Genomic DNA, 23,340 nt, shown 5'->3' with positions numbered 1-23,340 from the left:
ACACACTTTCGCCGCACTCTTTTACGTGGAGATGTTGACCATGACCGCGCCAATCGCTGAGGACGAGGTCCGCGAGTTCGTCCTGGACACCGTCGTCGACGTGATAAACCTCCTGACGACCCGCGACGGCATCACGGACGAGAGCCCGGTGACCGTCGGCGGGCTGGAGCTGGACTCACTGAGCCTGATCGAGCTCACCCTGCGGCTGGAGTCGCGGTTCGGCGTGGAGATCCCCGACGCCGACATCGAGCCCCTGGCCTCCCTGACCCTCGGCGGACTCGTGGCCGATGTCGTCCGACGCGGTGCCGACGCATGAGCACGGAAGCCGCGCTGTCACCCATCACCACCGACGCCGTCCGGGAGCTGCTGTCGGACCGCAAGGTGTTCGCCGGGGTGCCCGCCGACCTCGGCGAGGACGCCGAACTGGTGCTGGACTCCCTCGGCCTGGTGTGGCTGCTGCATGTGGTGGAGGAGCGCTACGGCCTGGTCGTGGAGCCCACCGATGAGGAGATCTTCCAGCTGACCTCGCTCCGGCTGCTCACCGAGTATCTGCGCGCCGCCCAGACCAACCGGGCCGAAGAGGCGGAAGGGGCCGAAGAGGCGAAAGAGTCGGGAGGGGCGGAAGGGGCCGAAGGGGGCGGGCCCCGATGAGCGGTGAGGTGACGGTGACCGGATTCGGTGTGCGCACCGCGTTCGGCATGGGCGCCGACGCCCTCCGGCGCGGCGTCTTCGCGGGAATCCCCTCGTTCACGGCCACCACACGGTTCGACACCGGCCCGTACCGTACGCCGATGGCGGCCGCCGCCCCGGACGGGCCCGACGCGGTCGAGGACTGGGCGCTGCGCCACGCGCTCGCGCGGTGCGGCGCGGAAGCCGCCGACATGGCCGGCCTCCGCCCGGGCACGGAGGCCGCGGTGCTGCTCGGCGTCGCGGGCGACTGCACCAGCATCACCCGCTACTGGCGCGCCGCCGCCGGCTCCCCGCCCGCCCCCGACGGCCCGGACCGGGCCGCGGAGCGGGCCGCCGACGCCGTACCCGCGCACCTGACCGAGCTGCTGGCGGGGCGGCTCGGGCTGACCGGGCCGCGGCTCACCTTCACCAACGCCTGTGTCGCCTCCGCCGCCGCGATCATCCATGCCTGTCGGCTGATCTCCTCCGGCCGGATCGATACGGCGGTCTGCGCGGGTGGATACCTGGTGGAGGAGGAGACCTTCGGCAAGTTCGACTCCGGCCGGGCGCTGTCCCGCGACGGCGCGGTGCGCCCGTTCAGCGCCGACCGCAGCGGACTGCTGCTGGGCGACGGAGTGGCGGCGGTCGTGCTGGAGTCCGCCGAGCACGCCCGCCGCCGCCGCGCCCGGCCGCTGGCGACGGTGGTGGGCTGGGGCGCGGCCACGGACACCCACCACGTCGCCCAGCCGGACCCGGAGGGCGTCGGGCTGGCACGCGCGGCGCGGCAGGCGATGCGGCTCGCCGGGGACCCGGACGGGGCGGCCCTCGGCTATGTCAACGCCCATGGCACCGGCACCAAGTACAACGACGGGGCCGAGACCCGCGGACTGCGGGCCGCCCTCCCCGAGCGGGCCGAAGCGATACCCATAAGCTCCACCAAAAGCACCACCGGCCACCTCCTGGAGGCCGCGGGCGTGGTGGAGTTCGTCATCACGATGCTGGCCCTGAGGGACGGCGTACTGCCGCCGACCGCCGGATACACCCGGCCGGACCCGGAGTGCGACCTGGACTACGTGCCGAATCAGCCGCGCGCGGCCGACCTGCGCCGGGCCCTGACCGTCAACGCCGCCTTCGGGGGCGCCAACACCGCGCTCGTGCTGGAGCGGCCGTGACGACGAAGAAGGCCGAGAACACCGAGAAGGCCGACAAGGCGGTGCTCCGTTCGTCCCTCGGCATCCTCTCGACCGCCACCGCGACCCTCGGCACCGGGCAGGACGGCGACATCCCGCCGCCGAGGCTGCCCGGCTTCGTGGAGTCGCACTTCAGCCCGCTGGCTTTCGAGGTCGCCCGGCAGTGCCTGACCGAAAGGCCCGGCGACGGCTCGCGTACCGCCGTGGCGCTGGCCAGCCTGATGGGGGACACCACCACCGCGGATCTGGCCAGTCGGCGCATGGTCTCGGGGCAGGTCCACAACCCGCTGCTGTTCATGCAGGCCACCGCCAACTCCGTACTGGGCTATATGAGCCGGGAGTTCCAGATCACCGGGCAGACGTTCAGCCTCTCCGTCCTCGACGACCCGGTGACCCAGCTGCTGGCCATGGCGGATCTGCTGCTGGAGGACCCGGAGCTGGACCGGGTCCTGGTGCTGGGCGTGGAGCTGGGCATGGAACTGGGCGTGGAGCTGGGCGTGGAGCTGGGCGTGGAGCTGGGCGGCGGCGGTGAGCGAAGCCCGGCGGGGGGTGCCTCCTCGGGGAGGGTGGCATCCGTGTACCGGGACCTGGCCGCCGTCAGCGGCCGCCCGGTTCCGCCCCCGTCGGCGCCCGCCGGACTGGCGGTGGCGGTGCTGCTCGGCCGTCCCGGCGCCGGGACACCGGTCTCGGTCCGGTCGGCCGAGGCGTACGACGCCCACCGCGACACCGGCGGGGCCGGGGAGCCCGGGCACCCCGGGTCCCTCCACAGCCTGTTCGGCCTGGCCGCGGCCCACCGGCGGCTGCTGCGGGACGGCGGCGGCCACCTCCTGGTGACGGATCCGAAGGCGCGGCCCGGCCCCACCGCGTTCCTCCTCACCTGCGACAACCCAACGCACACCCGCGTCGGAAGCGACGAGACGAGGACCCATGCTCATCAGTAGGCAGGAACGGGCACGGATCTGCTCGGACACCGAACTGGGCGCAGGCAATGTCCTGTGGCGTCTGAAGGCGTACGGCCGCCCGCTCGACGAGCCCGTGCTGTGGACGGACGGCGCCTGGCAGGCGCCGGACGGCAGCCGCCCCGAGAGACTGACGCTCCATCAGCTGTGCGAGGCGGTCGAGACATACGCGGGCTGGTACGCCGCCCAGGGCGTCAGGCCCCGCGACCCGGTCGCGGTGCACAGCCACTCCAGCACCGAGTTCGCGGTGAACTTCCTGGCGCTGACGTCCCTCGGCGCCATCCCCTCGTTCGTCAACGGCAACCTGCCCCCGGAGATCGCCCGGGAGTACGTCCGCAGGCAGGGCGCGGTGGGCGCCTTCACGGACCGGGAGCACCACGCCGTACTGTCCGGGCCCGCCTCCGGTTCTGAATCCGCATCCGCATCCGGGCCCGGGCCGGGCTTCTGCGTGACCGCCGCCGAGATCCGGCCGGCGCACCGCGAGCTGCTGCCGCGGTCCTACCCGTACCGGCACGACCCCACCGACCCGGTGATCATCTCCCACTCCTCCGGCACCACCGGTATGCCCAAAGGGGTGCCGCACACCCACCGGACGCTGATGTACGCGCAGCTGCACCGGCTCCGCTTCTCCACCGGGGCCGACATGGAGCGCACGCTGGTGGGGCTGCCGGGCGCGCACAACGCCGCGGTGGCGACGCTGCTGTACTGCCTGCTGCTGCGCGCGGACATCAAGCTGCTCTCCAGCCAGCGCGGCACCGAGGTGCTGGACGCCATCGAGGAGTTCCGGCCGAGCACGGTGCTGGCCTTCGCCGGGACCTTCGGCGAGATGGCCACGGCGGACCTGGCGGACCGTGACCTGTCCAGCGTGCAGGTGTGGTTCAACACCGGGGACGCGGCGCACGAGGCGCACATCCGGGCCCTGGTACAGCACGGCAGCCACGAGAAGATCGGCAGGGATCTGCGCCGTACCCGGGTCGAGGGCTCGGTCTTCGTGGACGGGCTCGGCTCGTCGGAAGCCGGCTACTCGGTCTTCCACAACCGGCACACCAAGGACACCTCGGCCTACTCGCGCCGCGTCGGCAAGCCGATCAGCTTCGCCCAGGCCGCCGTGCTCGGCGAGGACGGCACCCCGCTGCCACCCGGGGAGATCGGCCGCCTGGGGCTGAAGTCGCCGACGCTCACCCCCGGGTACTGGAACGACTCGCTGACCTTCCACCGGCTGCGGCTGGGCGGCTATTGGCTCACCGGGGACCTCGCCTACCAGGACGAGGACGGCAACTTCTACCACCTGGACCGGGCGCCGGACGCCATCCGGACCCGGAACGGGATCCTGTTCTCCACCCGTACCGAGGAACTGCTGCTGCGGGAGCTGCCCGAGCTGGCCGACTGCACCGTCGTCGGGGTCGCCCCGGAGGGGGTACGGGCGGACTGGGACGGCGACGGAGAAGCCGAGGCCTATGCGCTGCTCCAGCCGGCGCACGAGGCCGGCGACGACTACGACGACAACGGCGACAACGACAGCGGCGACCGGGCATGGACCGACCGGGTCAACGAGGCCCTGGCGACCGCCGGATACCCCCCGGTGGCCCGGGCCCTGCGGATGCGGCCCGACGACGTGGCCAAGGGCGCCACCGGCAAGGTTCTCAAGCGAGTGATGCGCGACAGATTCGCCGGCAGGGAGCGGGCATGAGTACGGACACGGGACAAGACGGCATCAACCACCGCGCCCAGACGGTGGAGGTGTACCGGCTGTGGTGGCAGCACGACGCCCACTGGTACCAGGGGGTGGCCAGACGGTTCGGGCAGCAGGCCGCGAACGAGATCAACGCCGAGGCGCTGCGCCAGGTCGCCCTCCAGGTCGGGCAGCGCGTCGCCCGCCGGTTCGGCGCGCTCCCCGACAGCGGTGAGCGCGCCAAGGACCTGGAGGAGCTGCGCCGCCGGTACGACGAGTGCGGTGACCGGATGTTCCCCCGGGAACTGCGCAACGCCTCCACCGAGGTGGCCGGCGACGATCTGATCGTGCTCACGCTGCGGCGGAACTTCGCCATCTCCATGGTGCGGATGGCCGGTTCGCTGGAGGGCTACCAGTGCCCCTGCACCGACATCCACGCGGGCTGGTCCGAGGGGCTCGGCGTCACCCTGTCGGAGAACCGGGCCGCGAGCTGTCTGCGGGACGGCGACAAGGCGTGCCGCCTGCTGATGCGAGTCGCGGGTCCGGTCGCTCCGGTCGCTCCGGTCGCCCCTGTCGCTCCCGTCGTTCCCGTCGCTCCCGGTGGGGAGGGCTGAGCCGTGCGGGTACTTGTCGCCGGGGCCACCGGAGTGATCGGACATCCCCTGGTGGGCGCGTTGCGGGCGCGGGGCCATCAGGTGAGCGCGCTGGTACGGGAGACGTCCCGGGCAAAGGCCCCGGACGCGGACGCGGTCGTGGTCGCCGACGCCCTCGACCGGCAGGCCCTGCTGTCGGCGGTGTCGGCCGACCGGCCCGAGGTGATCGTCCACCAGATGACGGCGTTGCGGCTGTTGCGCGACGACCCCGCGGCGGCCTTCGCGCAGACCGCGCGGGTGCGTACCGAGGGCACCGCCAATCTGGCCGCGGCGGCCCGTGCCGCCGGTGCGCGGCGGCTGGTCGCGCAGAGCATCGCCTTCGCCGCCGCCCCGGCCGGAGATCCCGTCCTCGGCGAGGACGCGCCGCTGTACGCGGACGCCCCGGACCCGGGCTGGGCCGCCACCGTACGGGCCGTCGCCGAGCTGGAGCGGCTGGTCCTGAACAGCCCGGGCCTCGCGGGCGCAGTGCTGCGGTACGGCACGCTGTACGGCGCCGGGACCGCGTACGCCCGGACCGGCGGGACCGGGCAGGCGGTGCTGGCCGGGCGCCTCCCACTGCCCGAGGGCGCGGCCGGGATCACCTCGTTCCTGCATGTGGAGGACGCCGTGCGGGCCACGGTGGCGGCCGTCGAGTCGGACGCCACCGGCGTGTTCCATGTGACGGACGACGAGCCGGCCCCCGCCGCGCAGTGGCTTCCGCACTACGCCCGTACGCTGGGCGGCCCGCCGCCACGCGCGATCCCGGCCGCGCTCGCGCCCCGGCTGCTCGGCTGGTTCCTCGCCCATCAGCTCACCGCGGCGCGCGGGGCGGCCAACGACCGGGCCCGTACGGCGCTGGGCTGGAAGCCACTGCGGCCGAGCTGGCGCGACGGGCTGGGCGAGGAGTGACCGGCCAGAAGGCCACCCCGTCCCGGCCGTGGGCCGTCGTCCTGGTCGTGGTCTGCGCCCAGATGCTGATCTGGCTGGACACCTCGATCCTCAACGTCGCCGTCACCACCCTGGCCGACCCGGACCGGGGCCTGGGCGCGACCCCCGCCGAACTGGAGTGGGTGGCCAGCGCCTACACCCTGGTCTTCGCCTGCACCCTCTTCGCGGGCGGCGCGCTGGCCGACCGGTTCGGTCCCCGTACCACCCTCCTCGCCGGTCTGGCGCTGTTCGGCGCCGCCTCCGCCGCGGGCGCGTTCGCCGGAAACCCGGCCTGGCTCATCGTGGCGCGCGCCTTCATGGGCGCGGGCAGCGCGCTGCTGATGCCCGCGACGCTGTCGATCATCGTGCGGAGCACCCCGGAGGAGAAACGCACCCGGGCGATCGCGATCTGGAGCTCCTCCAGCGGCCTCGGCGTGGCCGTCGGCCCGGTCGCGGGAGGGGCGCTGCTCGACCACTTCTGGTGGGGGTCGGTGTTCCTGGTCAATGTGCCGATCGTCGCCCTGTGTCTGGCCGGAGTGGTGGTCTGCGTACCCGAGCTGGGCGGCGCACGGCGTCGCGCGCTCGACCTGCCGGGGCTGGCCCTGTCGGTGCTCGGCCTCGGCGGCCTGGTCTACGGGGTCATCGAACTCGGCAACCGGCAGACCTGGTACGGACCGCACGTCCTGCTCCCCCTCCTGCTGGGCGGCGCGCTGCTCGCCGCCTTCGTGGCCGCTCAGCGCAGATCCCCGGCCCCCAGCCTGGACCTGCGGCTCTTCCGGCAGCCCGGGTTCACGGCGGGGAGCGTGGTGCTGCTGCTCGCGTTCATGGCGCTGGCCGGGCATCTGTTCTACGCGGCCTTCTACCTCCAGGGGCCCTGCGGGCTCTCCCCCGCCCGCGCCGGAACCGTCATGATCGCCGCCGCGGTCGGCATCGTCCTGGGCAGTCAGGCCTCCCCGGTGCTGAGCCGGCTCATATCTGCCCGGTGGACGGTCGCGGCCGGAATCCTGGCCACCGCCGCCACCTACGTCGGCTACCTCTGGTTCGACGCGCGGACCCCGGTCCCGGCCATCGTCGCGCTGCTGTGGGTGCAGGGTTTCGGCATGGGCCTGGTCGGTACGCCGGTCACGGCCGCGATGATGCGCGGGGTGCCACCGCATCTCGCGGGCGCCGGGTCGGCCGTCAACAGCGTCACACGGCAGGTGGGCGGGACACTCGGGGTGGCGATGACCGGCTCGATCCTCTCCGGGGTCTACCGCGAGCGGATGGCCGATGCCGCACTGCCCGGCGGCCCGCGGCAGCTGTCCCCCGGCGCCGAGGAACAGGCCCGGACCTCGGCCGAGGCGGCACGCTCACTGGCCGATTCGCTGCGGCTGCCGGAGCTCGCGGAACTGGCCGACCGCGCCTTCCTCGACGCGATGGACGCGGCAACGGCCTGGACCGCGGTACTGGCCTTCGTCGGGTTCGCGGTGTGCGTCGTGGGGCTGCGGGAGCGGGGTGCGCGGTCGCGGAACCTCCAGGAGGAGCCGGAGCAGCCGGAGGGACCGCGGGAGGCGCGGGACGGCCAGGTGGAGACCGCGTAGGGGCGTCGCGTCCAGTGGGCTGTCGGCTCATGAGGCGGTCTTGTGGGGGCGTCCCGCTGCTCTCGACACTACGGAGGGACAGACCGGCAGGGGGTGCGATGGCGACACGACGACGGCGCACTCGGTCGTCACGACGGTTGAAGGCGCGGTTACGACGCTGGGCGTGGGGCGCCGGCGCCGTGCTGCTGCTGGTGTCGGTCCTGGCCTGGAAGACGGTGTGGCCGTACGCCGTGGGGGTGGGCTGCGCGGCGCTGCTCGGCGGGGGCGGCTGGTGGCTGTTGAGGGCGCACCGAAGCGCCGTCGCGGGCGACCATGCCTGGCAGGCCGAGGAGGAACGCAAGGCGCGGGCGCTGGCCATGTCCGATGTCGACGCGATGACCTGGCAACGGTTCGAGCGGTACGTCGCGGACCTGTGCCGCCGCGACGGCTGCGCCCAGGTCCTCGTCTCCGGGAAGTCCGGCGATCTGGGCGCCGATGTCGTGGGCCTGATGCCGGACGGGCGGCGGCTGGTGATCCAGTGCAAGCACTACGCGCCCCACCGCACCGTGGGGAGCGGTGAGATGCAGAAGTTCCTCGGCACGGCGAAGGCCGAGCACGGCGCGGACGTCGCGGTGTACGTCGCCACGTGCAACTTCACTCGGGAAGCCCAGAGGCTGGCGGTGAAACACGGGATCTTCGCCATGCACCGGGACCTGCTCGGGGCGTGGGTGCGAGGTGCCACGCTGGGGTCGCTGCTCCCCCTCAACGGGGCGGGGGGCGGACCGCCGCGCGGACGTCGACCGTCCTGGCCGGGACGGTCCACCACGGCCCGCCGTCGTTGATGCGCGATCGCCCGGCCCTGCCGGGCTGAAGTTGTCCGCTACGCGAAATCGGCGGTCCTCATACGTCGTTCCTGTCAGGCCTGTTGCGGATCTAGCGTGATCAGCGCGGCATCCCCCGTGCACGGGTGCTTTCTCCGCAGCTGACATCCACGCCTGATTCCAGGGAGTTCTCATGTCCTCGACTGCGACGACCGCACGCGGTTCAACGCCGGTCGACGCCGCGCTGCGCCGGCCCGGGCTGGTGCTGTTGATGGTCTGCGTCGCGATCTTCATGCTGATGCTCGACGCGATGGTCGTCTCCGCCGCGCTCGCCGACATCCGTACGGACTTCGATGCCTCCATCGACGGGCTCCAGTGGGTCGTCGACGCCTATTCGATCCCGCTGGCCGGCGTCATGCTGACCTTCGCCACGCTCGGCGACCGGTTCGGGCGCAAGCGTATGTTCGTCGCCGGCATGGTCGTGTTCACCCTCGCGTCGCTGGCGTTGACGCTGGCGGGCAGCATCGTGCAACTCGACATCCTGCGCGTGGTGCAGGGCATCGGCGCCGCGATGTTGTTCGCCACCGCGCTGCCGCTGCTGTCGGTCGCGTACCCGGGGGCCGGGGCCCGGGCGAAGGCGATCGGCGTCTACGGGGCCGTGATGGCGGGCGCGACCGTCCTCGGCCCGGTCATCGGTGGTGCGTTGGTCACCCGGTTCGGCTGGCGCTCGATCTTCACCGTCAACGTGCCGATCGGCATCGCTCTCACCGTGCTGGCCGTGCTGAAGATGCCCGAGGCGGCGAGCACCCCGGGCCGTCGCGCCGACTGGCTGGGCTCGCTGCTGCTCACCGGCGGCCTCGTGGCCGGTGTGTTCGCGCTGACCCGGAGCAACGCACTCGGCTGGTCGTCGGGGACGGTCATCTCCCTGATCATCATCGCGGTCGTGCTGCTGATCGCGTTCCTGGCCTGGCAGACGCAGGCCAGGCATCCGCTCTTCGACATTTCGATGGCGAAGAAGCCCGGGTTCGCCGGCACCGCGATCGTGTCGGTCGCGCACATGGCCACGCTGATGGCCGCAACCATCTACCTGTCGCTGTTCCTGATGGGCGCGCTCGGCTACACGCCGCTGGAGATGGGCCTGCGGTTGCTGCCGATCAGCCTCTGCGCGATGATCGCCGCGCCGGTGACCGCGATCTTCGCCAAGCGGGTGCCGATCGGGGTCGGGCTGTCGGCCACCATGGCGCTGGTCACCGCGGGCATGTTCCTGCTCGGCGACTTCGGTCGCGACGACAGCTGGACCCACTTCCTGCCCGGCATGGTCGTCGGCGGCCTCGGCATCGGCGCGCTCACCGCGATCAACCAGGCGGCGTCTCTGACCTTCGCCTCGCAGGAGAACGCCGGGATGTCCAGTGCCACGTTCGGCACCCTGCGCCAGGTCGGCATGGCCATGGGCATTGCCGGGCTCGGTGCGATGTTCAGCCACGTCGCCCAGGACAGGGCGGAGTCCGGGCTCGCGGCGGTTCCCGGGGCCGACGCGGTGCCGCGGGACCTGAAGGAACAGTTCGTCCACCAGGTCGGGTCCGGGGCCGGGCATCAGGTGGTCGAGGCGGTGCCGGCGCGGTTCCACGACACCGTGCCCGCGCTGACCCGCGTCGCCGACAGCGCGTCCGTCGACGCGCTGAACTCCATGGCGACCCTGGGCGCGATCATCGGTGCGGTCTCCGTGGTGATCGCGGTCATCGCCTTCGCGATCGACCGCGGCCGGGTCAGTCGGCAGCCGCAGGCGCCGGAACAGGAACCGGAGCCGGTGTCTGTGTGATCGCGGATGTGGCACCGCTCCCGCTGAAGTACGCGGCGGGAGTGGTGCCCACTTCCCGTCGGAACGCGGTGATGAAGGCGCTCGCGGTCTGGTAGCCGACCGCACGGGCGACCCGGGAGACCGGCTGTCCCATGCCCAGCATGGGCAGCGCCGCGTTAAGCCGTTCGTTGGTCCGCCAGCTGCTGAAGCTCACCCCGGTCTCGGCACGGAACCGGCGCGAGAGAGTACGCGGCGACGCGCCGACCTCCCGGCCCCAGTCCTCCAGATCCCGGGGGTCGGCGGGGTCCTGCTTGATGGCGAGCGCGACCCGCAGCGCCAGCGGATCGGTGGGCAGGATGGTCGGGATCGTGGCGACCGACATGGGCTTCATCAGATCCCACAGCACGGCCGTGACCCGGGCGCGATGCTCCACGGCGCCTCCGCCGAGTTCCACGAGGTGGGACAGCAGCGGCCCGACCAGCCCGGTTGCGTCGATGACCGTCGGCGCCTTCCAGCGCAGCGGGCAGTCGTCCGGTTCGAAGTACAGCGAAAGCATCGCGGAGGAGGAGCTGGGGACGACGGCGTGATCCACACCGCCGGGAATCCACAACGCACGCGAACGCTGCACCACCCAGCGCAAGTTGTCGACCTCGATCGTGAGCGGGCCACTCGGCGCCCAAGTCAGCTGATGCTGCGGGTGGTTATGGGTAGGGACGTTGGTTCCCGGCTCCAGCGCGATGACCATGCTCGCGACGACAAAGGCCGGATAGTCGACAGTGAAGTGCCTTTCACCGATCACAGACCCCAACTCTACTGACGGTGCTGCAGATTTCGGCGCCCTCAACCTTCGCCGACCTGCAGCAGTACGACGACCAGGCCGTTGCCCGTGCCCGCAACGACTCCGTCGTAGGTGTAGCGCGTGACGGGCATCCACTCGCGGGATCCCGGCGAGATGTCCTTCACGTTGGTGTACCAGGAAGCCCCATCGCCCAGCAGCTGCCTGACACGTTCAACCTTTCCGCGTGTATGAGCCCCATCAGGGCGCGGCTGACCAGGGAATACCACGTTCTCCACTGCCAGATAGGTCATGAGCTCCGCGGCTCGCTCGCCGTCGATTTCCGCGAGCCTCTCCGCAACCTCGGTCGGCGAACTCGGTCCAATCGCCCCAGGTACCAGGTACTGCTCCCACGCCCGTTCCGCCTCCCCAGCGAGCTTGCGGACCTGCTCCGCCACCGAGCCGTCCGCCTCGGAACCGACGAGGCCGAAGGCCCCGTCTTCCCGCGCCCCCAGCAGCCCGCCCAGTTCCCATGCGATGTCCACCGGCCCATGCTCGCAGTCTCCCGACGGCGGCCGTACCGGAGTGGTCTGCCAGGTCAGCGCGACCGGTCCCCGGTGACGGCGTGAATGCTTGTGAAGCCACTTTCGATACGAGGAGGGGCTCCATGAAATACAACCGAGTGTCCGCTGCCGCAGCGGTCGCGGCGCTGTGCGTCAGCGCTTTGGTGTCAGGTGCTTCTTCCGCCGGCGCGACTGCGGGAGACGGCCAGACCGTGATGGCCTGCTATGACACGCCAATCCGCTTCTCGAAGCCCAGTCCCCACCGCACGTATCCCTGGACCGAAACGAGACTGCGGACGTCATCTAACTGCAATGACATCAACATCAAGCTGGATACTGGTTCGATGGTCCAAGTCTGCTTCTACAACGCCGGCGGCTACTGCAGTCAGCTCAAATGGGCCGCCTCGGGCAAGTGGGCTGCGATCGCGACCAACGTCAGGGACAACGCCGAGTATTACTTCGTGTTCCAGTCCGGGCTCTCGAAATCGGGCTACATCGCCGACTGAACGATCGTTGGGTCGCTGAACGTTCTGGTCCGCTGAGCCATACCCTTTGACTATGACGGCGCCCTCACCGTGGCCGCGAGCGTCATCCGGCTCAGCGGCACCGTCCAAGAGCCGTCAGAAACGGCCTAGCTGCTGATCCGCTGACGTCCCACACTGTGCCCCCTCGTCTCGCCTCCGGGTGGGCGAGGGGCTTTCGCCATGGCCAGACAGCACGACGGCCCCCAGGGTGATCTGGAGGCCGATCGCTGCATCCCCGGGTTCCCCCGGAGTACCGTCTGAGTGTCGAGTTCAGAACGGAGTTCAGTATGCCCGAAGAAACTCACATTGGCGCCCGGCTACGCAAGATCCGCAAGCGGCGTGGTCTGAGCCAGCGGGACCTGGCTGCCGCCTCCCGCGTATCGCTCTCCCTCATCAGGAAGTTGGAGCAGGGCAGCCTCGACGACACTCGCATGGAGACAGCCCACCAGCTCGCTGTCGCCCTGCGCGTCCCTACCAGTAGCCTGCTGGAGCGCGACGACGAGGAGGCCGCAGGCGACACGGCCGAGCAATGGCGTCCGCTCCGGCAGGCCGTTCAGATCGCCGCCGTCTACACAGACGAGGGACCTACGGTGGAAGGCGTCCGCGCCATGCTGCCGGAGGTGCGCGCCGCCTACTTCGACAACCGACTGGGCGAACTCACTGGCCTCCTCTCCCCGCTGCTACGCGACGCTGACGCGCTCGGCGACACCACTGATGCGCGAGACGTACGGTCCCACCTACTGCAGATCGCGGGATCGACGCTCACTCAGGTCCGCCAGTACAGCGCGGCGGAGACCGCACTGCGCCGCGCTTTGGACGACGCGCCGGACCGGCTGCGCGCTGCGGGAATCATCGCTACCTGGAGCTGGCTGCTCGTCCGCCAGGGGAAGCTTGCCGCCTCTCGGGAGCTGGCGACGCGGTGGGCTGACGACGTTGAGCCGCGGGTTTCCCGTGCGACGCCGGAAGAGCTGGCCGCGTGGGGTTGGCTGCTGATGCAGGCTTCAGCCGCGAACCTGCGTGACAACCGCCGGGGTGAGGCGGACGACACGATGCGGCTCGCGCGGTCTGTCGCGGTCCTGATGGGCCGGGAGTTGCCGCGGGGTACGGAGCGGCTCACGACGTGGGGCCCGACCACGGTGCGGTACAAGGCGGCGGAGCGGCACATCGTCCTGGACCAGCCGGACCAGGTGCTGCGCGCGGCAACGCGCCCTGGTGGCCTGGCGGTCTCCACGGAGTATCACCGGCACCGGCTTGATGTGGCGAAGGCCCACGTGATGATGCGGCAGTACGGGGAATCGATTTCGGTGTTGACCGAGGTGAACGTCAACGCGCCGGAGTGGCTGGCCAGTCAGCGGTATGCGCGGGACATCTTGTCCGATGTGGTGGCGAAGCGAAGGACGCTAACGTCCGAAATGCGCACCTTGGCTGACGCAGTCGGCCTACCGATGTAACTCTCCTTGACACTTCCGTCGGCGGCTCCACAAAAGTGCCATTGAGGTGTGACGTGCATCTCACTTAGCGTCACGGCACGGATGCACATCACCCTCAGGGGAGCCGACTATGACGACCAGAGCCGAACCGTGGACGCCGCCCAGCGGCCATAGCGCGCAGCTGCAGCCCGCTGGCAAATCGTGGGAGGTCGTGCGCGTCCCACGCTTCATCGGAAAACAGGCCCTGGACCTGCTCGGCGAGGCCACGGCCGCCGTCATCGAGAACCCCTTCGACGGGGTGCTGTGTTGGCTCATCGCTCCCGGGGCGGCCACCGCGTGGGACATGAGCTGGCTGCCCGGCGTCGAAGTCTGGGGAGCGACCGCCTACATCGAGGTGCCCCCCGTCGACTGCCGGAAGGGGCCTGGGGTGCGCTGGCGCGTACCGCCCCGGGACCAGCACCTCACCGACCCGGAGCCCCTGTTCGCCGCACTGAAGATCGCAGCCAGCGCGGCCCTCGGCCCCCGCGAGAGGGCTCCCCGGTGACGCAGTTCTGCTACTGCTGCAACGAGCCCACCCGCGAGCCGATCCCCGTGGTCCGCGCGTCGGCGTCCGGGCCCGGCTGCCTGCGGCACCTGTGCCCGGACTGCCACCGCCGATTCCCGCCCCCGGACGCGAACCTCTACGACGTGCTCGTGGCCCTGCAGCGCACCCGTAGCGAGAGGCTGGCGTCGTGACCGCCCCGGCGGCCGACCGCCGCCTGTCCGCGTACTGCGATCTGTACACGGCCGAGCCCGACACCACGCCCGCCGAGATCCATGACCTGTGCCGAGGCCCGCACGAAGTGCGGCTGAAGCCTGTACCGCCCGCGACCCGCGGCGCGCTCATCATGACCGTCCGCTGTGACTGCGTTTGCCACAGGACTCCGCCCGCCGAGGCGCTGAAGGCGGACGCCACATAGACCGGTGGGTCGCTGGCGGTCTGGTCCCCCGTCCGGGCGTGCTCACGCCAGCGGCCCACCACCTGACCCCGCTCCGGCCGCTCGCCGACAGGCGAGGACGGCCGACCGGAGCGGGCCGCAAATGCACGACGACCGAAGATCCACATCGTGAAGGAGAGACCACCATGGCACCGACCCACACCCTCGATCGCCGGGGTACCTCGGCCGTCAGGCCGTTCGGCTTGTCCAAGACCGTCCCCGTGACGGGCGAAGCGTTCGTGATGCCGGCTCTGCACCTCTGCCCGGAGCGGCAGATCAGCGTGACCGCGACCGGGACGCCGTTCATCAGCGAGCCGTCGATGCAGACGAAGCTCACGACGACGACGCAGACCAAGGAGGACAACCAGCTGGCGACCGACACCGAGAACGACACGGACTGACGTTGGCTGACTGGAGGAACTGAACCATGACCGTCCTGGTGCTGACCCGCCCCCAAGACGCGACCGCTGACCTGGTCATAGCCGAACTCAACGAGCGATCCATACCCGTGCGCCGTCTCGATCCCGGGGCCTTCCCGGAGACCCTGACCATGACGGCCCGGATCGGCCCCGACCACACGTCGTGGCAGGGCGTCTTACGCGGTCAGCACCGGGACGTGTCTCTCAGCGACATCCAATCTGTGTACTACCGGCGCCCCGGAGCGTTCCGCCTCCACCCCGGCATGTCCGAGCAGGACGGACGATGGGCGCAGGCCGAGGCACAAGCCGGGTTCAGCGGGCTGATGTACTCGCTGCCCTGCCTGTGGGTGAACCACCCGAACCGCAACGCGCTCGCCACCTACCCGCCCGTCGCCTTGGCCGCGGCAGCCCGCGGCGGGCTGACTGTCCCCCGCACGCTGATCACCAACGACCCGGACCAGGCCTGCGAGTTCGTTTCCGCACTGCCGGGCCAAGTCGCCGCGTACAAGGCGCTCGGCACCACCCACCCCAGCGACCACGACGACCGGCCACAGGCCCTGTGGACGACGCAGGTCCGGCCGGGCGAGATCGATGAGTCCGTCCGGCTCACGGCTCACCAGTTCCAGGAATGGGTGGACAAGGCGTACGAGGTGCGGCTCACCGCTGTCGCCGAGCGACTGTTCGCCGCCGAGATCCACGCGGGCTCGGACGCCTCCCGCATCGACTTCCGCGCCGATTACGACAGCCTGACGTTCAAGCCCTGCCAGGTGCCCGAGCACGTCGCCGGGGGCGTCCACATGCTGATGTACACGTTCGGTCTGCAATACGTCGCCCTGGACTTCCTCGTTAACCCACAGGGCCACTGGTACCTCGTCGACGTCAACCCCAACGGGCAGTGGGGATTCGTCCCGGACCTGAGGGCGCCCATCACCCAAGCACTCGCTGACCTTCTGGAAAGGGCCCACGCATGATCACCGAAGTACCGTCGGCCGACGAGCTCCGGCAACACATGGCCGACCACCTGGTGAGGACTGGTTGTATCCGGACCAAGCCGTGGCGCGCCGCCTTCCTCAGCGTCCCCCGCCACAAGTTCGTCCCCGCTTTCACCGTCCGGGCGCAGGGCAGCCTCCACACGTACAGCCAGGGCGACCCGGCATGGCTGGTCACGGCCTACAGCGACATCAGCCTCTTGACCCAGTTCGACCAAGGCGGCGCCGCGACCAGCTCGTCCACGCAACCCTCCCTCATGGCCCGCATGCTCGAGGCCCTCGACGTCCATGACGCGGACACCGTGCTGGAGATCGGCGCAGGCACCGGCTACAACGCCGCGTTGCTCTCCCACCGCCTCGGCAGCGACAACATCGTGACCGTCGACGTCGACCCCGATCTGGTGGCGGCCGCGAAGATGCGCCTGCGCGAGGCCGGGTACGAGCCGACACTCGTCGTCGGCGACGGGATGATCGGCTGCCCCGAGCGTGCACCGTACGACCGGCTCCTGGCGACGTGCGGCGTCGGCCGGATCCCGGACGCCTGGCGGGAGCAAGTCCGCCCGGGCGGGGTGATCGTGGCCAATGTGGGCTGCGGCATCGCGCGCCTGTCCGTGGCGGCCGACCACTCGGCCGGCGGCCGGTTCCTCCCCGAGCTGGCCGGCTTCATGACCGCCCGGTCGAGCCCTGACACCGTGGGGACCGCCGCGGGGCAGCTCGTGCAGCCGCTGCTGACGTGGTCCGACCAGACCCGGGAGATCACCGTCCCGACAAGCCTGGACGCTGCCATGCCGCAGCTGCTCGCCTCACTGGCGCAACCGGGGGTCAACGAGTTCGCCCTGGCAGACGACGACGGCCGTCAGATGCGATGCCTCTTCGACCCGGTCACCTCGTCGTGGGCGCGTATCACCATGACCGGGGTCCAGACCGCTCGCCTCGACCACGGCGGCCCCCGTGATCTATGGGCCGAGAGGGAGCCGTTGCTCAGTCACTGGCGGGATGTCGGACGACCAGGGCACGACCGGTACGGCCTGTCGGTCTCCGCGGACGGTGCTCATACGCTGTGGCTGGACGAGCCGGAGAGCATGAGCTGGCGACTGCCCGACTAGGCCGCCCTCCGATCGATCTTCTTCCGCTGTTTCACGGCGTAACACGTACCCACCCACACCAGTTGCCACGTGATGCTCCGGTGGGGATGGGGACTCCATGTGGACTCCGGCCATGAAGCGGCCCCCCGATCCGCTTGGATCAGGGGGCCAGAACAGGCTCTCACCTGCGATCAGTCACGGTGGGCACAGACGGATTCGAACCGCCGACATCTGCCTTGTAAGGGCAGCGCTCTACCGCTGAGCTATGCGCCCGGCATGAGGTGTCAGCCTACCTTGTCCGCGCCCCGGCGCCGCAATCCAGCGGGCGGTGGGAAGAACGTGGGAAGAGCCACGCCTGATCGCGAACCGACCGACCCGCCTGTTCGTCAGTGACGGGTGGGAGAATGACAGCCGGGCCTGGGGCGATCCATGTGGGAGAGGGAAGTGGCGGCGACATCCGCGCAGTCTGCACGTGCAGTACGTCGTCCGCGTCCAGGAGGCCGCCCAGGTGCAGTGCGTCGTCCGCGCGGCCCGGTGCGCCGGGTCGCCGGGGCCGTCGTCGGGGCCGTCGTCGGGCGGGCCGTGCTTGTGCTGGTGCCGTTGCCGCTGCTGGTGGCGGTGGTGCCGATGACGTTCGCGGGGGGCGGGGCGCGGCGGTGGTTCGGGGGGCGGGGGGAAGGGCAGCGGGCGCAGGCGCAGGCGGCGAAGGACGAGGCCGCGGCGGCGTTCTATGAGCTGGACACCGCGCAGCGCGATCTGCGGATCTCGATCGAGACGATCACGGCGGTCGACGACTCACCGGCCGCCCGGCGGGCGACGGCCGACTTCGAGGCGCTCGGTCAGCGGATCGACCAGGTCAGCCGGGACTACATCACCGCTGTGGACGCCCATGACCTGGACCACGACGACCTGGACGCACAGGCCGCCTCGCGCGCCCGCGCCGATCTGGTCAGGGCGAAGGACGAGCTGCGGCGCACCAAGGCGGAGCTCGACCGCTTCGCGCAGGGGCTCGACCCGCTGCTGGAGCGGGCCGAGACCCAGCTGGCGCGGCTGGCGCCCGCCGTGGAGCGGGCCCGGCAGGCGCTGCGCGCGGCGAGCGACGCGCTGGATGCCGTACGGGGGTCCGGGCTGCGGGCCGACGACCTGGCGGCGCGGCTGGCCGCGCTGGCGCCCGAGCTGACCAGGCTCAACGAGGGGGCCGGCCGACATGGTGTGCAGGGGACCATCCGGCGCGCGGACGATGTGCTGCGCCGGGCGGAGGCGGTGCGCGGCGAGGCGGAGCGGCTGCCGGAGCGGGCCGCGGAGATCGACCGGCGGCTGGTGTCGCTGCGTACCCGCGCGCAGGCGATCACCACGCGGACGGAGGGCGTCGCGCCCGTGCTGAGCGAGTTGCGGCGGCGCTACAGCGCGGCCTGCTGGCAGGATCTGCAGGCCGTCCCGGAGCAGGCCGCGGGGGATGTCGCGCGGGCCGAGGCGAAGCTCAAGGAGGCGCAGGAGGCGCGGGACGAGCAGCGCTGGGCGGATGCCACCGCCCTGCTCGCGACCGTGCGGGCGCTGCTGAACACCACGGACGAGGCGGTGTCGGCGGCCGGCGACCGGCTGCGGCGGCTCGACGAGGTGTCCTACGACCGGAACAAGGAAGTCGAGCGCACGCGCTTCGCGATCCGCGACGCGCAGCGGCTGGCGATGGCCGGGCGCGATACGCCCGACCCGCGCCACGCGAGGCCGCTGGACGGCGCGGTGGAGCGGCTGGACCGGGCGATCGCGGGGCTGGAGGGGCGGCACCCGGACTGGTGGCACTTCCTGTCCGAGACGGAGGCCGTGCGGCAGACCACCGCCCGCGTGGTGCAGGAGATCCGTGAAGAGCGCGGGGGCGCGCACTGAGCATCCCGCCGGCCTGCGAGTTTCGCGGGCTGTGCGCGCTGTTGGACCGCCTCTCCCCTGGCTATGCTGCCTCCTATGCCTCGCTACGAGTACCGATGCCGCGCCTGCGGGACCACCTTCGAGCTGAACCGGCCCATGGCCGAGTCCTCGGCGCCCGCGTCCTGCCCGGACGGGCACGGCGACACGGTGAAGCTGCTCTCGACGGTCGCCGTCACCGGCTCCTCCTCCGCCCCGGCGCGGCCCCAGGCCTCCGGTGGCGGTGGCGGTGGATGCTGTGGGGGCGGCTGCTGCGGCTGAGGTCGCGCGGTCGCGGTTGAGCCGGCCCGGCTGGGGGCGGATCCTGGGAGGTACGTACGCAGGTACGGCCTCGACCGCGCAGCGCGCAGCACCGCGAGGCTGGGGTCTCCGCGAGCGGCAGGGGTAAAGCCCATCAGCCCGAAGGAGGCCGGACATGGCTACTGGCCGCCCCTCCCCCATCGGTCCTCACCCGGCGGGGATCGGACGCCAATTCCCTGAGCGGGTCGGCGTCCGCATCAAACTCGACGAGCATCTGCCGGTCGACCACCGGCTCAGCCAGGTCTACCGCATCGGTGCGGGCCTGATGGGGCTGGTCCTGATCGCCTTCGGCATCCTGGGCCTGGTCCACCAGATCGGCTTCTTTGACACCGGCGGTGACACCGTTGTCGCTCTGAACACCAACGGCGCGCTGAGCGTGCTGTCCATCGTCATCGGCCTGCTGCTGTTCGTCGGCATGGTCATCGGCGGCAACTTCGCGTCGACCCTCAACATCGTGCTGGGCATCGCCTTCCTGCTGAGCGGTTTCGTCAATCTCGCCCTGCTGGAGTCGCCCTACAACTTCCTGGCCTTCCGCCTCCAGAACGTGCTGTTCAGCTTCGTGGTCGGCCTGATGCTGATGTGGTTCGGCATGTACGGGCGGGTCAGCGGCGGGCTGCCGCACGACAATCCGTACTGGCAGGCCCGCCACCCCGTCCTCGCCGAACGCGAGGCGCACGCCCGGGAGGTCGGTCGTGGCGATCAGCCGCCCGGTAGGCCGCCCGGTAAGTGGGGCAAGCTTGATAAGCCCCCCGGGATGTCCACAGAGCAGCAGACAGAGCCGAAAGAAAGGCAGCAAGAAGGGCGGGAAGGGAGGCGGCACGCCCGGCGGCTGCTGCGGCGGCGCAGGCTCAGCGGCGGCGCGCCAGGGTCAGCCCATCCGCGACCGTCAGCATGACCGACTCCATCCGGGTGTCGGCGGCCACATGCTCGTTGAACGCCTTGATCGCCGCGCCCGCGCCCGTCGCCTCCGGGTCGACGACGGACCCGTGGAAGAACACGTTGTCCGCGACGATCAGCCCGCCCGGGCTCATGCGCTCCACCAGCTCCTCCCAGTACGCGATGTAGTTGCCCTTGTCCGCGTCGAGATAGGCCAGGTCGATGTGCGGATCGGACGGCATCGCCCGCAGCGTGTCCAGTGCGGGCGCGATCCGCAGGTCGATACGGTCCGCGACCCCGGCCTTCGCCCAGGCCTCCCGGCCGTACGCCGTCCACTCCTCCGATACGTCGCAGGCGATCAGCTTGCCGTCGGCGGGCAGCGCCTGCGCCATCGACAGGGCGGAGAAGCCGGTGAAGGTGCCGACCTCGACGATGTGCCGCGCGCCGGTCAGCCGCACCAGGAACGCCAGCAGCGGGCCCTGCTCCTCGGCGGACTGCATGCCCGCGTACTCGGGCAGCTGGGCGTACGTGACCTCGACGAGCTCGCGCTGGACCGGGTCGAGCGGCGGGTTGTGCCGCAGCATGTAGCCGTACAGCTCGTCCGTGACCGGCGTGCTCTTGCTCTCGGCCAACGTGGCCCCCTTCAGCTTCCCAGGTAACGCAGTACAGCCAGTACGCGGCGACTGTAACCCGAACTCGCGGGGAGTTCGAGCTTGTCGAAGATCGCGTTGATGTGCTTTTCGACGGCGCTGCGCGAGACATGCAGCCGCTCCGCGATGGCGGTGTTGGCGTGGCCCTGCGCCATCGCGCCGAGGACATCGCGCTCGCGCGGGGTGAGCCGGCTGAGGGGGTCGGTGTGGGTGCTGCGGGCCAGCAGTCTGCGGACGACCTCGGGGTCGAAGGCGGCGCGGCCCGCCGCGACCCGCTCCAGCGCGTCCAGGAACTCGTCGACCTCCACCACCCGGTCCTTGAGCAGATAACCGACCCCCGCGCCTCCGCCCGAGGTGTCCGAGGTGTCCGAGGTGAGCAGTTCGGTCGCGTACCGCTTCTCCACGTACTGCGACAGCACCAGCACGCCGACGCCGGGGTGGAGCCGCCGGATCTCCAGCGCCGCCCGCAGCCCCTCGTCGGTGTGCGTCGGCGGCATCCGTACGTCGACCACCACCGCGTCCACATCGGGGTGCCGTCCCACCGCCTCGACCAGCGCCGCGCCGTCGCCCACCGCCGCCACCACCTCGTGGCCCTCCTCGGCGAGCAGCCGCACCAGGCCCTCGCGGAGCAGGGTCGAGTCATCGGCCAGCATCACGCGCATGGCAGCTCCGCACTGACCGTCGTGGGTCCGCCGGGCGGGCTGACCACCCGCAGCCGGCCGTCCAGCGCCGCCACCCGCCGGGCCAGCCCCAGCAGCCCGCCGCCCGCCGGGTCCGCGCCGCCCCCGCCGTCGTCGGTGACCCGTACCAGCAGCAACCCGCCCGAAAAATCCACCTGCGCCTCCCCCTGGGTGAGCGCCACCGTGACCCGCTCCGCGCCCGAGTGCTTGATCGCGTTGGTCACCGCCTCGGCAACCACGAAGTACGCCACTGTACGGACCGCCTCCCCCGGCTCCGCCGTCAGCCCGTACTCCAGCCGCACCGGGATCGCCGACCGCTCGGCGACCGCCTCCAGCGCCGCCCGCAGCCCGGCCTCGTCCAGCGCCGTGGGGTACACCCGCCACGCCACCTCGCGCAGATCGGTCAGCGCGGCCCGGCTCTCCTCGTGGGCCTGGACGAGCAGGGCGCGCGACTTGTCGGGGTCCTGGCTGCGGCGGGCCCGGCCGAGCAGCATGCCGAGGGCGACGAGCCGCTGCTGCACCCCGTCGTGCAGATCGCGCTCGATACGGCGGCGCTCGTCGTGCACCGCGTCCACGACCCCGGCACGGCTGGTGGACAGCTCGTCGATCCGGCGCCGGAGCGCCTCCTGGTGGGTGGGGCCGAGGAAGTGGCGGGCCAGCTGCCCCTCCAGGATCGCGACGCCGACGATGCCCTGGAGTGCGAGGAAGAGCAGGAAGAGCCCGCCGATGCCGGAGGCGGCGATCGTGATCCACTCGCCGTCGCGCATGATGAACCAGCCCCACAGCAGCAGGCTGCCGTACGCGGTGCCGACCACCACGGCCAGCAGCACCAGCCCGCCCAGCAGCCCCAGCGACCAGCGCACCGCCAGGTACTGGCGGGCGCCGCGGTCGTCGTACTCGGCCGCGATGTCATGGCCCAGGAAGCGGGCCAGCCGGCGGCGCTCGGTCTCCGTCAGCCGCCGCGCCCCGGCCGTCACCCTGCGCAGCGCGCACCGCCGGGCGGCCGGCCACCCGCCCGGCCAGGTCCGTACGCACAGCAGGGCCAAGCCCGCCGCGGCGACGCACACCAGCTCCACGACCGCGGTGCCCGCGCCGATCAGCAGCCCGCCCGCCACGCGCAGCCCGCGCCGTAGCCAGCTCCTCGATGTCCCCCTCGTCCCCATGGGCGGCAACGCTAGCGGCGCGCGCCGGCCCGCACACTGAGGATTTCCGCAGGTTGTGGGTGCGGCGCGCGACCGTGCGGCCGGGTGGGCGCCCTCATGGTCCCGGGGCGGCCACCTTTCTAGCGTCGTCGGGCATGAGCGACCGGATCACCGACTGGGCCACCGGCCTGATGGACACCCTTGGCGCGCCCGGCGCGGGCGCCGCCATTGCCCTGGAGAACCTCTTCCCGCCCCTGCCCAGCGAGGTGATCCTGCCGCTGGCGGGATTCGCCGCCGCGCAGGGCGACATGAACCTGTACGCCGCGCTGCTGTGGACCACCGCCGGCTCGGTGATCGGGGCGCTCGCCCTGTACTGGGCGGGCGGGCTGCTCGGCCGGGACCGTACGGTCGCGATCGCCGCGCGGCTGCCGCTGGTGAAGGTGGCGGACATCGAGCGGACGGAGCGGTGGTTCGCCCGGCACGGCACGAAGGCCGTCTTCTTCGGGCGCATGGTGCCGATCTTCCGCAGTCTGATCTCGGTGCCGGCCGGGATCGAGCGGATGCCGGTGCCCGTCTTCCTCGCCCTGACCACGCTCGGCAGCTTGATCTGGAACACGGTGTTCGTGCTGGCCGGGTATGCGCTGGGGGACAACTGGCGGGAGGTGACGGACTACGTCTCGGTGTACTCCAAGGTGGTGGCGGGTGCGGCGGCGCTGGGGGTGGTGGCGTTCGTGGGCGTCAGGGTCTTCCGCCCGGGGCGGGGCCGGCGGCGGGGGTGAACGG

27 protein-coding genes and 1 tRNA gene are annotated in these 23,340 nt (G+C 71.4%); 22 read left to right on the top strand and 6 right to left on the bottom strand.

Annotation, left to right across the window (positions count from 1 at the left end; translation table 11 throughout):
- The first annotated feature begins 40 nt into the window (after nucleotides 1-40).
- The 10 genes from ACWY4P_RS37610 (at nucleotide 41) to ACWY4P_RS37565 (ending at nucleotide 10,248) form a co-directional block, all read left to right on the top strand.
- Nucleotides 41-316 carry an acyl carrier protein gene (locus ACWY4P_RS37610; RefSeq protein ID WP_456205020.1) on the top strand — a complete coding sequence of 92 codons (276 nt, stop codon included), beginning with the start codon at nucleotides 41-43 and terminating at the stop codon, nucleotides 314-316.
- Nucleotides 313-651: an acyl carrier protein gene (locus ACWY4P_RS37605; RefSeq protein WP_456205019.1), complete on the top strand. Its 339-nt coding sequence runs from the start codon at nucleotides 313-315 to the stop codon at nucleotides 649-651. Before ACWY4P_RS37610 ends, ACWY4P_RS37605 begins: the two co-directional genes overlap by 4 nt.
- Nucleotides 648-1,841 carry a beta-ketoacyl-[acyl-carrier-protein] synthase family protein gene (locus ACWY4P_RS37600; RefSeq protein WP_456205018.1) on the top strand — a complete coding sequence of 398 codons (1,194 nt, stop codon included), beginning with the start codon at nucleotides 648-650 and terminating at the stop codon, nucleotides 1,839-1,841. Before ACWY4P_RS37605 ends, ACWY4P_RS37600 begins: the two co-directional genes overlap by 4 nt.
- Complete coding sequence (locus ACWY4P_RS37595) at nucleotides 1,838-2,800, top strand: hypothetical protein (protein ID WP_456205017.1); 963 nt, start codon at nucleotides 1,838-1,840, stop codon at nucleotides 2,798-2,800. Before ACWY4P_RS37600 ends, ACWY4P_RS37595 begins: the two co-directional genes overlap by 4 nt.
- Nucleotides 2,787-4,508, top strand: a complete 1,722-nt coding sequence (locus tag ACWY4P_RS37590; RefSeq protein ID WP_456205016.1) for a class I adenylate-forming enzyme family protein — start codon at nucleotides 2,787-2,789, stop codon at nucleotides 4,506-4,508. Before ACWY4P_RS37595 ends, ACWY4P_RS37590 begins: the two co-directional genes overlap by 14 nt.
- Nucleotides 4,505-5,104 carry a hypothetical protein gene (locus tag ACWY4P_RS37585; protein ID WP_456205015.1) on the top strand — a complete coding sequence of 200 codons (600 nt, stop codon included), beginning with the start codon at nucleotides 4,505-4,507 and terminating at the stop codon, nucleotides 5,102-5,104. Before ACWY4P_RS37590 ends, ACWY4P_RS37585 begins: the two co-directional genes overlap by 4 nt.
- Nucleotides 5,105-5,107: 3 nt before the next feature.
- Nucleotides 5,108-6,031 carry an NAD-dependent epimerase/dehydratase family protein gene (locus tag ACWY4P_RS37580; protein WP_456205014.1) on the top strand — a complete coding sequence of 308 codons (924 nt, stop codon included), beginning with the start codon at nucleotides 5,108-5,110 and terminating at the stop codon, nucleotides 6,029-6,031.
- Nucleotides 6,028-7,629 carry an MFS transporter gene (locus ACWY4P_RS37575; RefSeq protein WP_456205013.1) on the top strand — a complete coding sequence of 534 codons (1,602 nt, stop codon included), beginning with the start codon at nucleotides 6,028-6,030 and terminating at the stop codon, nucleotides 7,627-7,629. Before ACWY4P_RS37580 ends, ACWY4P_RS37575 begins: the two co-directional genes overlap by 4 nt.
- 182 nt (nucleotides 7,630-7,811) lie before the next feature.
- Nucleotides 7,812-8,450 carry a restriction endonuclease gene (locus tag ACWY4P_RS37570; protein ID WP_456213193.1) on the top strand — a complete coding sequence of 213 codons (639 nt, stop codon included), beginning with the start codon at nucleotides 7,812-7,814 and terminating at the stop codon, nucleotides 8,448-8,450.
- A gap of 172 nt (nucleotides 8,451-8,622) precedes the next feature.
- The gene (locus ACWY4P_RS37565) at nucleotides 8,623-10,248 is read left to right on the top strand and encodes an MFS transporter (protein WP_456205012.1); all 1,626 of its coding nucleotides are present in this window, start codon (nucleotides 8,623-8,625) and stop codon (nucleotides 10,246-10,248) included.
- On the opposite strand, the gene ACWY4P_RS37560 is transcribed toward ACWY4P_RS37565, so the two are convergent.
- Together ACWY4P_RS37560 and ACWY4P_RS37555 are read right to left on the bottom strand one after the other, a co-directional pair.
- Nucleotides 10,196-10,972 (bottom strand): AraC family transcriptional regulator, encoded by a 777-nt coding sequence (locus ACWY4P_RS37560; RefSeq protein WP_456205011.1) that lies wholly within the window; start codon nucleotides 10,970-10,972, stop codon nucleotides 10,196-10,198. The genes ACWY4P_RS37565 and ACWY4P_RS37560 overlap by 53 nt on opposite strands.
- Nucleotides 10,973-11,067: 95 nt before the next feature.
- The gene (locus tag ACWY4P_RS37555) at nucleotides 11,068-11,547 is read right to left on the bottom strand and encodes a hypothetical protein (protein WP_456205010.1); all 480 of its coding nucleotides are present in this window, start codon (nucleotides 11,545-11,547) and stop codon (nucleotides 11,068-11,070) included.
- A gap of 122 nt (nucleotides 11,548-11,669) precedes the next feature.
- Here ACWY4P_RS37555 and ACWY4P_RS37550 point away from each other — a divergent pair, with 122 nt between their 5' ends.
- From ACWY4P_RS37550 to ACWY4P_RS37515, 8 genes are all read left to right on the top strand, one after another.
- The gene (locus ACWY4P_RS37550) at nucleotides 11,670-12,071 is read left to right on the top strand and encodes a hypothetical protein (protein WP_456205009.1); all 402 of its coding nucleotides are present in this window, start codon (nucleotides 11,670-11,672) and stop codon (nucleotides 12,069-12,071) included.
- Nucleotides 12,072-12,376: 305 nt separating this feature from the next.
- Complete coding sequence (locus ACWY4P_RS37545) at nucleotides 12,377-13,540, top strand: helix-turn-helix domain-containing protein (protein WP_456205008.1); 1,164 nt, start codon at nucleotides 12,377-12,379, stop codon at nucleotides 13,538-13,540.
- A 190-nt stretch (nucleotides 13,541-13,730) separates the two neighbouring features.
- Nucleotides 13,731-14,063: a hypothetical protein gene (locus ACWY4P_RS37540; protein WP_456205007.1), complete on the top strand. Its 333-nt coding sequence runs from the start codon at nucleotides 13,731-13,733 to the stop codon at nucleotides 14,061-14,063.
- Entirely contained in the window at nucleotides 14,060-14,254 is a 195-nt protein-coding gene (locus ACWY4P_RS37535; protein ID WP_456205006.1) for a hypothetical protein, read from the top strand. Before ACWY4P_RS37540 ends, ACWY4P_RS37535 begins: the two co-directional genes overlap by 4 nt.
- On the top strand, nucleotides 14,251-14,478 hold the full coding sequence (locus ACWY4P_RS37530; protein ID WP_456205005.1) for a hypothetical protein: 228 nt from the start codon (nucleotides 14,251-14,253) through the stop codon (nucleotides 14,476-14,478). The genes ACWY4P_RS37535 and ACWY4P_RS37530 overlap by 4 nt, the downstream gene beginning before the upstream one ends.
- Nucleotides 14,479-14,642: 164 nt before the next feature.
- On the top strand, nucleotides 14,643-14,897 hold the full coding sequence (gene tgmA, locus ACWY4P_RS37525) for a putative ATP-grasp-modified RiPP (RefSeq protein WP_456205004.1): 255 nt from the start codon (nucleotides 14,643-14,645) through the stop codon (nucleotides 14,895-14,897).
- Between the two features lie 26 nt (nucleotides 14,898-14,923).
- Nucleotides 14,924-15,886 (top strand): ATP-grasp ribosomal peptide maturase, encoded by a 963-nt coding sequence (gene tgmB / locus ACWY4P_RS37520; RefSeq protein WP_456205003.1) that lies wholly within the window; start codon nucleotides 14,924-14,926, stop codon nucleotides 15,884-15,886.
- Nucleotides 15,883-17,010, top strand: coding sequence for a methyltransferase domain-containing protein (locus ACWY4P_RS37515; RefSeq protein WP_456205002.1), 1,128 nt, complete (start codon nucleotides 15,883-15,885; stop codon nucleotides 17,008-17,010). The genes tgmB and ACWY4P_RS37515 overlap by 4 nt, the downstream gene beginning before the upstream one ends.
- A 180-nt stretch (nucleotides 17,011-17,190) precedes the next feature.
- Here the strand turns inward: ACWY4P_RS37515 and ACWY4P_RS37510 are convergent.
- A tRNA-Val gene (locus tag ACWY4P_RS37510) sits at nucleotides 17,191-17,262 on the bottom strand.
- A gap of 354 nt (nucleotides 17,263-17,616) precedes the next feature.
- On the opposite strand from ACWY4P_RS37510, the gene ACWY4P_RS37505 reads away from it, so the two are divergent.
- From ACWY4P_RS37505 to ACWY4P_RS37495, 3 genes are all read left to right on the top strand, one after another.
- Entirely contained in the window at nucleotides 17,617-18,873 is a 1,257-nt protein-coding gene (locus tag ACWY4P_RS37505; protein ID WP_456213192.1) for a hypothetical protein, read from the top strand.
- A gap of 75 nt (nucleotides 18,874-18,948) precedes the next feature.
- Nucleotides 18,949-19,170: an FmdB family zinc ribbon protein gene (locus tag ACWY4P_RS37500; protein ID WP_456205001.1), complete on the top strand. Its 222-nt coding sequence runs from the start codon at nucleotides 18,949-18,951 to the stop codon at nucleotides 19,168-19,170.
- 154 nt (nucleotides 19,171-19,324) lie between these two features.
- On the top strand, nucleotides 19,325-20,104 hold the full coding sequence (locus ACWY4P_RS37495) for a DUF4383 domain-containing protein (RefSeq protein ID WP_456205000.1): 780 nt from the start codon (nucleotides 19,325-19,327) through the stop codon (nucleotides 20,102-20,104).
- On the opposite strand, the gene ACWY4P_RS37490 is transcribed toward ACWY4P_RS37495, so the two are convergent.
- From ACWY4P_RS37490 to ACWY4P_RS37480, 3 genes are read right to left on the bottom strand one after another with little or no spacing between them, the layout of a single operon-like run.
- The gene (locus ACWY4P_RS37490) at nucleotides 20,058-20,669 is read right to left on the bottom strand and encodes an O-methyltransferase (protein ID WP_456213191.1); all 612 of its coding nucleotides are present in this window, start codon (nucleotides 20,667-20,669) and stop codon (nucleotides 20,058-20,060) included. The two genes, ACWY4P_RS37495 and ACWY4P_RS37490, sit on opposite strands and share 47 nt — an antisense overlap.
- Nucleotides 20,670-20,728: 59 nt before the next feature.
- Nucleotides 20,729-21,397 (bottom strand): response regulator transcription factor, encoded by a 669-nt coding sequence (locus tag ACWY4P_RS37485; protein ID WP_456204999.1) that lies wholly within the window; start codon nucleotides 21,395-21,397, stop codon nucleotides 20,729-20,731.
- A complete protein-coding gene (locus tag ACWY4P_RS37480) occupies nucleotides 21,388-22,578 on the bottom strand; it encodes a sensor histidine kinase (protein ID WP_456204998.1) in 1,191 nt (396 codons plus the stop codon). Before ACWY4P_RS37480 ends, ACWY4P_RS37485 begins: the two co-directional genes overlap by 10 nt.
- Nucleotides 22,579-22,712: 134 nt before the next feature.
- Between ACWY4P_RS37480 and ACWY4P_RS37475 the strand changes: the two genes are divergently transcribed.
- The gene (locus ACWY4P_RS37475) at nucleotides 22,713-23,336 is read left to right on the top strand and encodes a DedA family protein (protein WP_456204997.1); all 624 of its coding nucleotides are present in this window, start codon (nucleotides 22,713-22,715) and stop codon (nucleotides 23,334-23,336) included.
- Nucleotides 23,337-23,340 lie beyond the last annotated feature (4 nt).

It is taken from the genome of Streptomyces sp. LZ34, assembly GCF_053890475.1.
This window is presented reverse-complemented; position numbering and strand designations above follow the sequence as displayed.